Here is a 12,149-nt window from a genome sequence, read left to right on the forward strand (position 1 = left end):
GGGGGCGCGTCCAGGTCCGCGGACGCGCCCCCGCTTTCACACCCGCGCCCCTCGCCCGCGCCTGCCGCCCGCCCTTGACGCCACCCCTGGCACGGGCGCACCATCTCCACCATCGGAGTAGTGGCTTCCTTACTTTTGGTGACGGAGCGTGCCGTCATGGGGCAAGCTGCTGTCACACTCCCCGGCCGGATGGGTGGCGATCACGATGGCAGGCAAGTGGCAGGCGGGCAATCTCCCACCCGAGCTGACCAGCCTGGTCGGCCGCCGCGCCGAGCTCGGCCAGGTGCGTACGGCCTGCCGGCGATCCCGCCTGGTGACGCTGACCGGCGTCGGAGGCGTCGGGAAGTCACGCGTGGCGCTGCGCGCGGCGGCCGAGCTGCGGGCCGAGTTCGGCGGCGGCACCTGGCTGGTCGACCTGTCCACGCTGCGCGACGGCGGCCTCGTGCCGCACGCGGTCGCCGGAGCGCTGCGGCTGTCCGACCAGACCGCGCGCCCCATGCCCGAGGTGCTGACCGAGCACCTGTCGGGGCGTGAGCTGCTGATCGTCCTCGACGGCTGCGAACACCTCGCGGGCCCCTGCGGCAAGGTCGTGGCCGCGCTGCTCGACGCCGTACCGGGGCTGCGCGTCCTCGCCACCAGCCGCCGCCCGCTGGAGGTGGCGGGCGAGACGCTGGTCGTGATCGAGCCGCTGCCCGTCCCGCCCGCCGATACGACGGCGCTCGCGGGCGACGCGGTGACGCTGCTCGCCGAGCGGGCCGCCGAGACCGTTCCCGGCTTCGACCTGGGCAAGGAGAGCCAGGAGGCCGTCGTACGGCTGTGCCGCAGGCTCGAAGGCATCCCGCTCGCGATCGAGCTGGCCGCCGCCCGGCTGCGCACCCTGCCACTCGGCTACCTCGCCGACCGGCTCGACGACCGTTTCGCCGCGCTCGGCGCCGGCCCCGCCGCCCCCGACCCCGCCGCCCCGGACCCAGCCGTCTCCGACCCCGCCGCCCCGGCCCCAGCCGCCCCCGGCCCTGCCGCCTCCGAGGAGCCGCCGTGGCAGCAGGCGCTGCGCACCGCCGTCGGATGGAGCCACGAGCTGTGCGAGCCCGCGGAGCGGCTGCTGTGGGCGCGGCTGTCGGTGTTCGCGGGTGACTTCGACGCCGAGGCCGCCCGCCAGGTGTGCGCCGACGAGCGGCTGCCGGAGAGCGACGTCGGGCTGCTGCTCGACGCCCTGGCCGAGGACTCCGTGCTGACCTGGCTGCCGACCGGCGCGGGCGAGCGTTACCGCATGCTCGACACGCTGCGCGAGTACGGCGCCCGCCGGCTGCGCGACCTCGGCGAGGAAGAGCGCTTCAAGCAGCGCCACCGCGAGCACTACCTGGCACTGTCCATCAAGGGCGCCGCCGGCTGGCTCGGGCCCGGCCAGCTCTCCTGGTACGACCGCATGGTGGGCGAGCACGACAACCTCCGCGCCGCCCTTGACGTCCCGCTGTCCGCCGACGACGGCCGTCCCGCTCTTGAGCTGGCCGGCGTCCTGGCCTTCTTCTGGTACGGCTGCGGCCACGCCAAGGAGGGCCGCCACCACCTCCGCCAGGCCCTCGCGCAGGCCCGCCGCCCCGAACCCGCCCTCATCCAGGCGTTGTGGGCCGACGGCCTCCTGGCCGCCTCGCAGGGCGACGCGCAGAGCGCAGAAGAACGAGCCACGCAGATCGCCATAGTCGCCGGCGACCTGGACGCCACCACCCCTCCGGCCCCAGGCGGCGTGCCCGCGGCTCCCGCCGAGGAGCCCGCGGCCCATGGCGATCTCTCCGCGGTGCACAGGCGTGCCGCACCAGCCTCCGCCGGCGGGTTCGCCGCCTATGAGCGGGCCGGGCACGTCGAGATCTACGCCGCCGTCTGCGCCAGGGCGCTGCGGTCGGCGGTCGGGGTCATCCGAGGTGACCTCGCTCAGGTCCTGGCCGAGTCGGAGCCCGCCTACCGGGACCGGTGGAACGACGAGCCGCCCACCATCGCCGGCCTGCTGGCGCTGCTCTGCCGGGCTCACGCGCTGACCGTGGCAGGGCGGCTCGATGAGGCCGTCACCGTCCTCGACGACCTGCGTGGCCTGTGCGACGGGCGCGGCGAGCAGCTCATGCGCTCCCACGGCGACTTCCTGCGCGGGCAGGCCGAGCTGAGCGGCGGACGGTTGGCCGCCGCCGTCCGCTACGGGCAGGCCGCGTTACGGACCAAGCGGCGGCTGCACGACACGTTCGGCATCGGGCTGACCGTCGACCTGCTGGCGCTGGCGGCCGGCGCGGCCGGTCACTCCCTGCGCGCGGCCCGGCTGCTCGGGCTGGCCCAGCGGGTGTGGAGCAACCACGGGCAGGCGCAGGCCAGCGTGCCGGAGTGGGTGGCGGCGCGGAGGGTGTGCGAGGCACGGGCCAGGGCCGTCCTCGGCGACAACGCCTACGCGGCGGCGTACCGCACCGGCTATGACAGCGACGTCGACGCGGGCATCGCCTACGCACTCGAACCGGAGGGCGAGGGCCTGCCCAACAGCGGCCCGCACCCCTGACCACAGGTCTCAGCGCTGGTGGGTCGGGCGGATGATCAGCTCGTTGACGTCCACACCGGGCGGCTGGCCGATGGCGTACGCGATGGCGCCGGCGACCGAGTCCGGTGAGATGGTGTGCGCCCGGTACGCGCGCATCTTCTCCCGCGCGCCCGGGTCGGTGATGGAGTCGGCCAGCTCCGACTCCACGACGCCGGGGGAGATCGTGGTGACGCGGATGGCGGGGTCCAGCTCAAGGCGCAGGCCCTCGGTGATGGCGCGGGCGGCGTACTTGGTCGCGCAGTAGACCGCGCCCGTCGGCACCACCTCGTACGCGCCGGTCGAGGCGATGGTGACGAAGTGGCCGGTGCCCTGCTGCTGGAAGTGGGGCAGCGCGGCGGCGATCCCGTGCAGCAGGCCGCGCACGTTCACGTCGATCATCCGGTCCCACTCGTCCACCAGCAGCGCATCCAGCCGGGACAGCGGCATCACGCCGGCGTTGTTGACGATCACGTCGAAGCGGCCGTACCGCTGGACGACCTCGTCGGCGAAGGCGGCGACGTCCTGGCGGTCGGTGACGTCCAGCCGCCGCACGTCGGCCGTGCCGCCGTCCGCCTCGATGGCCTTGGCGAGCTCGGCGAGCCGGTCCTCGCGGCGCGCGCCGAGCACCACGATGTGGCCGTCGGCGGCCAGGCGGCGCGCGGTGGCCTCGCCGATGCCGCTGCTCGCGCCGGTGATGAGTACGATCTTGCTCATGCTTCCTCCTTGGTGTCGGCCGGGTAGTCGGCGCTGAGCGTCAGCTCGCGCCAGGCGTCGAAGCCGGCCTTGAGCGTGGTGAGCCGGGCGGTGGCGACGTCGTAGGCGGCCTTGCCGAGCAGCAGCCGCAGCGGCGGCTCAGGCGACTCGACGGCCGTGATGATCGCCGCGGCGGCCCTGTCAGGGTCGCCTGGCTGGTGGCCGTAGGTGGCCAGGGTGGAGGCGCGCCGGGCGCCGGCGGTCGCGTCGTAGTCGGCGATGCGGGTCTCGGACTGCCGCATCGAGGGCCCCGACCAGTTCGTACGGAACGCGCCCGGCTCCACGATCGTGACCTTGATGCCCAGCGGCCCCACCTCGGCCGCGAGCGACTCCGACAGCCCCTCCACGGCGAACTTGGTGGCGTGGTAGTAGCCGGTCGCCCCGAACGCGGCCAGCCCGCCCAGCGACGAGATGTTCACGACGTGGCCGGCGCGGCGGGCGCGCATGCCGGGCAGGACGGCCTTGGTGACGTCCACCAGGCCGTGCACGTTCGTCTCGAACAATGCTCTGACCTGGTCGTCCTCGCCTTCCTCCAGGGCGGCGAGATAGCCGTACCCGGCGTTGTTGACCAGCACGTCGATGCCGCCGAACTCCGCCTCGGCCGCCTTCACCGCCCGCTCGACCTGGTGCCGGTCGGTGACGTCGAGGGGCAGGGCGAGGGCGCGGCCCGGGTGCGCGGCCACCAGGCCGGCCACCTGCTCGGGCGAGCGAGCGGTCACCACGGCGCGGTGACCGCGGTCGAGCACGGCGGCGGCGAGGGCCCGGCCGAGGCCGGTCGAACAGCCGGTGATGAACCAGACAGGGGTGTGATCGTTGCTCATGACAGGTGGGAACTCCGATGGTGTGTGGTGTCCCGGCGGGCGTGCGTCATCGCATCGCGGGCATGCCGGGATGGCGCGACGGCGGTCGCGCCGATGCGTACGTGGATCAGACGGTCAGACGGTCAGGCGGTCAGGCGGTGAGGCTGCCCAGCAGCAAGAGGCGTTCCTCCGACGGGCTGCCCGGATCGGCCTGGTAGACGACGAGCTGCTGGCCGGGCGCGCTGTTCACGGTCAGCGACTCGTAGTGCAGGATCAGCTCGCCGACCAGCGGATGGTGGAAGCGTTTGGTCTCGTGGGTCTTCTGGCGGATGTCGTGGCGGGCCCACAGCTCGCGGAACGCGGCGCTCTTCAGCGACAGCTCACCGACCAGCTCGACCAGCTCAGGGTCGTCGTAGTCGGTCCCGATGGACGAGCGCAGCCCGCCCACGGTGTTGGCCGCGACCCGGTCCCAGTCGGGGTAGAACGTGCGCGCGTCGGGGTCGAGGAACACCAGCCGCATCAGGTCGTCGCTGTAGGCATGCCCGGCGAACAGCGCCTCGCCGAGCGTGTTGGCGGCCAGCACGGTCATGCGGCGGCCCAGCACCACGGCGGGCGTGTGCGGCCAGGCCGCCATCATGCGCAGCAGGGCGTCGCTCACCCGCTCGGGGCCCTGGGACGATCGGCGGCTCTCGATGGCGGGGTGGGCCAGCCGGTGCAGGTGGGCCGCAGCGTCGTCCTCCAGCTCCAGCGCCCTGGCCAGGGCGTCCACCACCTGAGCGGACGGGTGCCGCTCGCGGCCCTGTTCGAGGCGGATGTAGTAGTCGGTGCTGACCCCGGCCAGCCGCGCCACCTCCTCGCGGCGCAGCCCCGCCACCCGCCGGCGCGCACCGACCGGCATGCCGAGGTCTTCGGGTTGGAGCAGCTCGCGGCGGGCCCGCAGGAACTGCCCGAGCAGGTTCTCCGTGTCCATGTCCTCCAGGCTAGGCCAGGATCCCGTTGTTCAGGGGCCCTGAGGGTGGGCGGGAAACTCCCACCCTCAGGAGCCTCCTCAGCTGCGACAAGGGGTTGCAACCGGTTCTCTAGGGACAGGGCGGGGTGTAGGGGCGGCCGGGAAGGTGCCGGGCCCATTCCTCGCGGGTGATCGACGTGCCGGCCGACTCGCAGATCCGGGCGCTCGCCTGCTCGGCGTTCAGCCCCCAGAGCTGCACGGCGCTGCCCGACGTGCCGGCCAGCACGGTGCCGTCGGGCCCCGGCACGGCGTCCAGCACCGGGCGCTGCCCCGCGAACACCGCCCACAGCGCGGGGCCGGCCGGATCGACGACATCCCACACGCGCACGGTCCTGTCGTCGGAGGCCGTGACGAGCCTGCGGTCGTCGGCGGCGAACGCCACCGCCGCCACGTCGCCGTCGTGGCCGCTCAGCTCCGCCAGGCGGCGGGGGGAGGCGGGGGCGGAGACGTCCCAGAGCCGGGCCGTGCCGTCGGACGACGCCGTGGCCAGCGTCTCGCCGTCGTGGCTGAACCGCAGGCCGAGCACCTCGCCGGCGTGCGCGGTGAACGTGGCGGCCGCTTTGGGCCGGGCCGGCTTGGAGACGTCCCAGAGCCGTACGGACGAGGTGCCGGAGCCGGTCGCCACCAGCTTGCCGTCAGGGCGGAACGCGGCGGCCCGCAGCCGGGCGTCGGCGGGGCCGAGGTAGGCGAGGCGCACGGGCGCGGCCGGCGTGGCGACGTCCCACAGCGCGGCCCTGCCGTCGGTGGCGGTGGTCAGCACCGTACGCTCGTCGGCGCCGTACGCGGCCGAGCGGATGCCCCCGGTGATCGTGCCGAGCAGTTTGGGGGCGGCGGGCGAGGAGACGTCCCAGAGCCGGGCGGTGCCGTCGCGCGAGGCCGTGACCAGGCGGCTGCCGTCGGGGCTGAACGCGGCCGTCAGCACCGGCTCGGTGTGGCCGGACAGCGTGGACTGCGGGGTGACGGCGGCCGGGTCGGAGACGTTCCACAGCATGACGCTCTCGTCGTCGGAGGCGGTGGCCAGCGTGGTGCCGTCCTTGGAGATCGCCACGGCGTTCACCTCGCCGGTGTGCCGGGCGAGCCTGGCGCGGGGGGCGAGGCGGGCGGCGTCGGAGACGTTCCACAGGCGGGCGACGCCGTCGGCCGAGGACGTCGCCAGCCGCCCGCCGTCGGGGCTGAACGCCACGCCCGTCACCGCGTCGGGGGAGCCCGCCAGGGTCGCCGCCAGCTCGGGTGCGGCCGGGTCCGCCACGCTCCACAGCCGGACGTCGGCGTCGGCCGACGCGGCGGCCAGCAGGGCGCCGTCGGGGGTGAACGCGACGTCGTGCACCGCCGCGCCGCTTCCCTTCGCGGTGCCGGCCGGCTTCGCGGCGGCGACGTCCCACAGCTCGACCGTGCCGTCCGCCGTGCCCGCCGCCAGGTTCTTGCCGTCGGGGGAGAAGGCGACGCCGCGCACGCCGTCGTGCTGCGAGGTCAGCGTCGCCAGCGTGGCCGGGGCGGCGGGGGCGCGTACGTCGAGGATGGTGATCGTGCCACCGGCCGTCGCCAGCGCGGCCAGGCGGCCATCGGGGCTGAAGACCGTCTCGGTGAAGTCGGCGTCCTGCCGGACGACCGACAGCGCCTTGGGCTTCTCCGTGTCGGCCGTGCTCCACAGCCGTGTCGTGCCGTCGGGCGAGGCGGTGGCGAGGACGTCGCCCTCCGGCGTGAACGCCACCGAGCCGACCGGCTCCTTGTGGCCCTTGAGCGTGGCCAGCGGGCGCGGGCGCGCGGTGTCGGAGACGTCCCACAGCCTGGCCGTGCCGTCGGCCGACCCCGTGGCCAGCACCTTCCCGTCGGCGGTGAACGCGACCGCGCGCACCCCGCCCGTGTGCCCCTGCACCACGCCCAGCGGCTTGGGCCGCAGCGGGTCGGCGACGTCCCACAACCGGGCGGTGGCGTCGCCCGACGCCGTCACGGCCACCCGGCCGTCGGGACGGTAGGCCACCCGCTCGGCGGGGGCGGTGTGGCCGATCAGCCGTGCGCCGATCGGGCGCGAGAGCGAGCCGAGCAGCGCGCCGCGCGCCTCGGGCGTGGGGGACAGGCGGTAGGCCGCCAGGGCGAGCTGGGCGCCGAGCGAGGTGTCGCCCGTGCCGCTCGCCGCCGCCGCGACCTCCCGCGACAGCGCCTCGTCGCGCACCCTGGACGCCTCCGCCGCCCGCGCGTCGGCCCTGCCGCCCTGCACCACCGCGACGCCGCCGCCCGCCGCCCCCGCCAGCACGAGCGCGCTGAGCACGGCGATGGCGCCACGCGCGACCAGCTTCCTGCGCTCCTGCCGCCGCCGCGACGCGACGAGGAACTCCCGCTCCTCCGCACTCACCTCCCCCGATGCCGGCACACCCGCCGCGACCCACCGCGCGACCCCACGCCCCACCGACTCGCCTGCCCCCAGGTCGTTGCGGGCGCGGCCGACGACGGCCTCCGCGGTGGTGAGGCGGTCGTCGGTGTAGAGGTGGGAGGGGCTTCTGCCGTCCTCGCGCCACAGGGCGGCGTCCTCGGCCAGCCGGGCGCGTACGAGCAGGCTCGCCCGCCGCGACTCCGCCCAGCTCGCCAGCCGGGGCCAGCCCCGCACGAGCGCCTCGTGCACCAGCCGCGCCTCGTCGCGCTCGACGACGACCAGCCGCGCCCTGACCAGCTCGGCCAGCACCTGCCCGGGCACCGACTCGGGCCCCTGGCTCAGCTCGGCCACCGGCACCCGGCACGGCACCGCGCCCGCCCGCTCGTCCACCCGCACCAGCCGCTCAAGCAGCGCCCGCGCCACCGGCTCCGACTCGGCGCCGAGCCGCCGCAGCGTCTCCTCGCCGCTCATCGCGATCGCCCGCGCGACCCCGCCGGCCGCGCGGTAGCCCTCCATGGTGAGCACCCCGCCGGTACGCCGCCGCCACGTCGCCAGCAACGCGTGCGACAGCCGCGGCAACTGGTCGTCCGCGACCCCGCGCAGGTCCTCCAGGATCAGCTCGGTCAGCCCCGGCTCGACGGCGAGCCCGGCCCGCGCGGCCGGCTCCTCGACGGCCCTGCGCACCCCGGCGGGCGACATCAGCGGCACGATCTCCGGCCGCCGCATCGACCCGAGCAGCCCGGGGTAGGCCGCGCAGCGCGCGAAGAAGTCACCGCGTACGGCGATCACCACCGCCGCCGATGCCGACAGCTCGGCCAGCGCCGCCACGAACCGCCGCCGCGCCGTCTCGTCCCCGCAGGCGGTGAACACCTCCTCGAACTGGTCCACCACCACCAGCGTCGGCCCGGGCAGCCCGCGCCGGGCCGCGCCGGGGTCGGACTCGATGATCGCCCGCAGGCGTACGGGATCGGCCCCGCCGAGCACGGCCAGCTCACCGGCCAGCGCCGCCGTCGGCTCTGAGCCGGGGGTCAGCACGACGCACCGGCCCACCTCGTCCTTGAGCGCGGGCAGCAGCCCGGCCCGCAGCAGCGACGTCTTCCCGCAGCCCGACGGCCCCGTGACGAGCAGCGGCCCGCCCGTCTCGAACGCCTGCCCCCCGAGCACCATCGGCGGCCGCGCCGCTCTGAGCGCCTGCCGGACCCGCGCGGCCAGCGACCGCGTCGCGTCCTCGCGCCCGGCGAACACCCCCGCCTGCTCCGGCCCGTACGCCACCAGCCCCCGGTAGGGGCTGCCGGGGTCGCCCGGCGCGCCCACCGGCCGCTGCCGCACCCGGGGCGCCGCGTGGGCCGGGTTCGCGGCCAGCGGCGCCGGCTCACGCAGCTCGCCCGCCTCCCGCCGGGGGCGCGGGAACCCGGCGGCGGGCAGCGATCGGGCCAGGCGGTGATGGACGTGGTCGAGCGTGAACGCGGCCGGCCCCTCGGGGTCGCCCTCGTGCAGCAGCCGCAGCAGCCCGCCGCTGAGCGCGGTGTGCCGGACGCCGGGCAGCGCCCACGAATTGGGATCGCGGCTCGACGACGCCAGCACGTAGGCGCCGGGCCAGGCCAGCGGCTGATCCATCGCCTTGGCGGGCACCGGCCGCCCGCCGCCGCTGAAGCAGCAGTCGAGCACCACCACGGTCAGCTCCGCCCGCGACCCGGCGAGGATGCGCCGCACCAGCGCGTACGGCAGCGCCTGATAGCCCGCGGTGCCCTCGAAGAGGTCGACGGTCGCCCCGGTGGCGAGATAGAGCTCATCACCTGGCCCGAACAGGGCATGCCCCACGAAGTGGAACATCAGCACGCTCGTCGCCTCGCGCGCCGCCCGCTCCAGCGCCTCGCCCAGGTCTGCGGGCGTGGGCGGGTCGAGCAGCACGTCGAGCCGGTCGGGCGCCAGGTGCGCCCGCTCGGCCAGGCAGCGCGCGACGTCGGTGAGGGTGGCGGCCACGGCGGGCGCCTGCGGCAGCCGGGACGCGGGCCGATGCGTGCCCGTGCCGGCCAGCAGCACCCGGGCCCCCGCGTCGGCCAGCAGCAACGGTGGACCGTTCCAACGGGAGTCGCGCACGAGCCGCGTCTTCTCGATCGTGGCTGCTGATTCGTCCTCGGTCATCCGGCGTTCCACCGCGCAAAGGCTCGTCGAGTTCGGCGTTCGTAGGATGCCAATGTACGCACGTCCGGGGCGGCCGTCGAGGGGCACGAACGGCTGCTCAGCCGCCGCTATCGCCGCATATTCGGGCAGATCATGACGGCATTCGGGGTCACCAGTTGGCGGGCAGCCCGGGGGTCGTGGCGGGCAGCCGGCGACCCTGCGGATGGATCACGTACGCGACGCCGCCGCTGCTCGAACTCCGCAGCCACACGTTCTCGAACGCGGCCCGCGGATAGACCCGCCGCACGGCCGCGTTGCTCGGCGAGGCCGGGTCATTGGCGATCACGTCGCCGGTCTCGGTGAAGCCGACGACGACCATGAGGTGGCCGTCGGTGCCGTAACCCGCGCCCGGCAGCTCCTCCTCCCTGAACGACTGCGAGGTGATCACCGGAATGCCGGCGCCGATCAGCAGCTCCAGCTCCGTCAGCGAGCGCAGCCGGGTGATGAACCCGTCGAGGCCGTAGCGGCCGGCGTAGGCGGTGTTGAACGGCCAGTTGCCGGTGCCCTTGTAGGCGTGGTCGTAGGTGAAGCGGGCGGCGTGGTCGACCTCGGGGTTCGGGTCGGAGTCCTCGACCCAGGCGGTGTCCTGCTCGCTGGGCCAGGTGTCCCAGTAGCCCATGACCATCGTGGTCGAGGTCGGGCTGCACCACGCCTCGCCGCCGCCGTTCCACTCGGGGTAGTGGCCCTGGTGGATGTTCTGGGAGCGGCGCGGCACGGCCAGTTCCTTGCCCCACGCGCCGCCGCCTGGACTGACCGGCACGCTCGCGCGGCGCGGCACGTTGGAGCTCATCACGCCGGACGTCCGCACGCGCGGCGTCACGGAGGACCCCGGCCGCCGGTAGAGGGTCAGCCGGAGCTGGTAGGCGCTGAGCGGCTTGCCGGCCGCCGCGACCAGCGTGTCGACCGCCACCTTCCCGTCGGCGTCGGACTGGCCGGACACCGAGGTGCGCAGCACGTCGCCCTCCGCGTACGACCAGCGGCCCAGGGAGTACCACCGGGTCAGCCCCTCGGTGTTCCTGCCCCTGGCCTCGACCTGCAGCCAGCTCCCCGGCGGCACGTCGGCCGTCCACGACGCGATCAGCTCGGTGGCGGGGAAGCCGATGACCTGCTCGGGCCCGGTCCAGCGGGCGTACTCCCACGTCTTCGTGCCCAGCGCGTCGGTGTGGGAGACGGTGCCCGCCGCCTCCCCGAACACCAGCCCGCCCGCCGCCGTCGTGCCCTCGGCGGTGCCGGTGGTGAAGTCGGCCCGCTGGAACACCACGTCGGGGACCGCCGCGGCCGGTTTCGCCCCGGCCGGAGCGGCACAGGTCGTGACCAGGGCGAGAGTGGACAGGAACACGGTCAGCGCACGCATGGACCCACCTTGCTGTGAAGGCGCTCGGTGGGGCCGACAGTAGGCGCAGCGGGTGTGCCGAGCATCGGCAGATCTACGTATCAGGCGAGAGTCTGGGTCAATTCGTTCCGGTCCGCGGTGCACACCAGGCGGCCGCGGGCGCCGTTCACGATCGGCATGTACGGCGGCACGTGCCCGCACTCGACCCCGGCCACGATCGGCACGCCGAGTCCGCCCAGCGCGTCCAGCACGGCCTCCTCCTGGCTCAGCGAGGGGAGGCCGGGCGCCGGGGTGCGGCCCACGATGACGGCGTTCGCGCCGGTGAAGAAGCCGGCCAGGCGCATGCCGTGCAGGTGGCGGCAGATCTCGCCCGCGTCGTGCTCGCACGCCTCGACGTAGACCAGCAGCCCCTCGTCGCCGGCCGCCGCCGCGAAGCCGGGCACGTCGGCGTAGGGGGTGCCGGCGACGTCGGCGAGCGTCTCGATGCAGCCGCCGATCAGCCGGCCGGTCACCTCAAGGTCGCCGTCGCCGTCGAGCCGCCGCCACCGTCCTGGGGTGTCCAGCGTGAACGTGTCCACCTCGGGCGTCTCGATGTAGTCGTCGCGGCCGTGCGCGCGGTGGCGGCCGGGCGGGAGCTGGGTGAACGTCGTGCCAGGCGTCATCGTGACGATGTCGAGCCAGGTCAGCAGGCCCTCGGGGGCGCGGTAGGGGGTGTCCATGAGGTTGTTGCCGTGGACCGTGGCCACGCCGGTGAGCATCGTCAGCGGAGTGATGATCGTGGACATGTCGGAATAGCCCACCACCCAGGTCGGCTCGGCGGCGCGCAGCGCGTCCCAGTCGAGCAGCGGCAGCAGGTCGATCGCCGTCTGGCCGCCCCACGGCGGCACCACGGCCCTGATCGCCGGGTCGGTGAGCAGGGTCATCAGCTCGCGGGCCCGGTCTTCCGCCGGGGCGCTGACGTGGCCGGGGTCGTACAGGCAGGAGCCCGTCACCACCTCGAAACCGCGCGACTCCACCGTGCGGATCGCCGCCTCGAGCCGGGCGCGCAGCACGTCGGGCACGCCGGAGGAGGGGGCGGTGACGGCGACGCGGTCGCCGGGACGCAGCGGGGCGGGGTAGCGCGGATCCATGGCGGAGATCCTCGC

At 75.0% G+C, this 12,149-nt stretch carries 7 protein-coding genes; 1 reads left to right on the plus strand and 6 read right to left on the minus strand.

Annotated features, from left to right (window positions below; genetic code table 11):
- Positions 1-205 precede the first annotated feature (205 nt).
- Positions 206-2,536 carry a hypothetical protein gene (locus AB0K12_RS11245; protein WP_364558379.1) on the plus strand — a complete coding sequence of 777 codons (2,331 nt, stop codon included), beginning with the start codon at positions 206-208 and terminating at the stop codon, positions 2,534-2,536.
- A gap of 9 nt (positions 2,537-2,545) precedes the next feature.
- On the opposite strand, the gene AB0K12_RS11250 is transcribed toward AB0K12_RS11245, so the two are convergent.
- From AB0K12_RS11250 to AB0K12_RS11275, 6 genes are all read right to left on the minus strand, one after another.
- Positions 2,546-3,268, minus strand: coding sequence for an SDR family oxidoreductase (locus tag AB0K12_RS11250; RefSeq protein WP_364558382.1), 723 nt, complete (start codon positions 3,266-3,268; stop codon positions 2,546-2,548).
- Positions 3,265-4,128, minus strand: a complete 864-nt coding sequence (locus AB0K12_RS11255; protein WP_364558384.1) for an oxidoreductase — start codon at positions 4,126-4,128, stop codon at positions 3,265-3,267. The genes AB0K12_RS11250 and AB0K12_RS11255 overlap by 4 nt, the downstream gene beginning before the upstream one ends.
- Positions 4,129-4,258: 130 nt before the next feature.
- Complete coding sequence (locus tag AB0K12_RS11260) at positions 4,259-5,077, minus strand: helix-turn-helix transcriptional regulator (RefSeq protein WP_364558387.1); 819 nt, start codon at positions 5,075-5,077, stop codon at positions 4,259-4,261.
- A gap of 109 nt (positions 5,078-5,186) precedes the next feature.
- The gene (locus AB0K12_RS11265; protein WP_364558390.1) at positions 5,187-9,632 is read right to left on the minus strand and encodes a hypothetical protein; all 4,446 of its coding nucleotides are present in this window, start codon (positions 9,630-9,632) and stop codon (positions 5,187-5,189) included.
- A 148-nt stretch (positions 9,633-9,780) separates the two neighbouring features.
- Positions 9,781-11,025 carry a C39 family peptidase gene (locus AB0K12_RS11270; RefSeq protein WP_364558393.1) on the minus strand — a complete coding sequence of 415 codons (1,245 nt, stop codon included), beginning with the start codon at positions 11,023-11,025 and terminating at the stop codon, positions 9,781-9,783.
- Positions 11,026-11,105: 80 nt separating this feature from the next.
- Positions 11,106-12,134, minus strand: coding sequence for a S66 peptidase family protein (locus AB0K12_RS11275; protein WP_364558396.1), 1,029 nt, complete (start codon positions 12,132-12,134; stop codon positions 11,106-11,108).
- Positions 12,135-12,149 lie beyond the last annotated feature (15 nt).

Origin of the sequence: Nonomuraea sp. NPDC049419, from assembly GCF_040676995.1 — a bacterium.
GTDB classification, from domain to species: Bacteria; Actinomycetota; Actinomycetes; order Streptosporangiales; family Streptosporangiaceae; genus Nonomuraea; species Nonomuraea salmonea.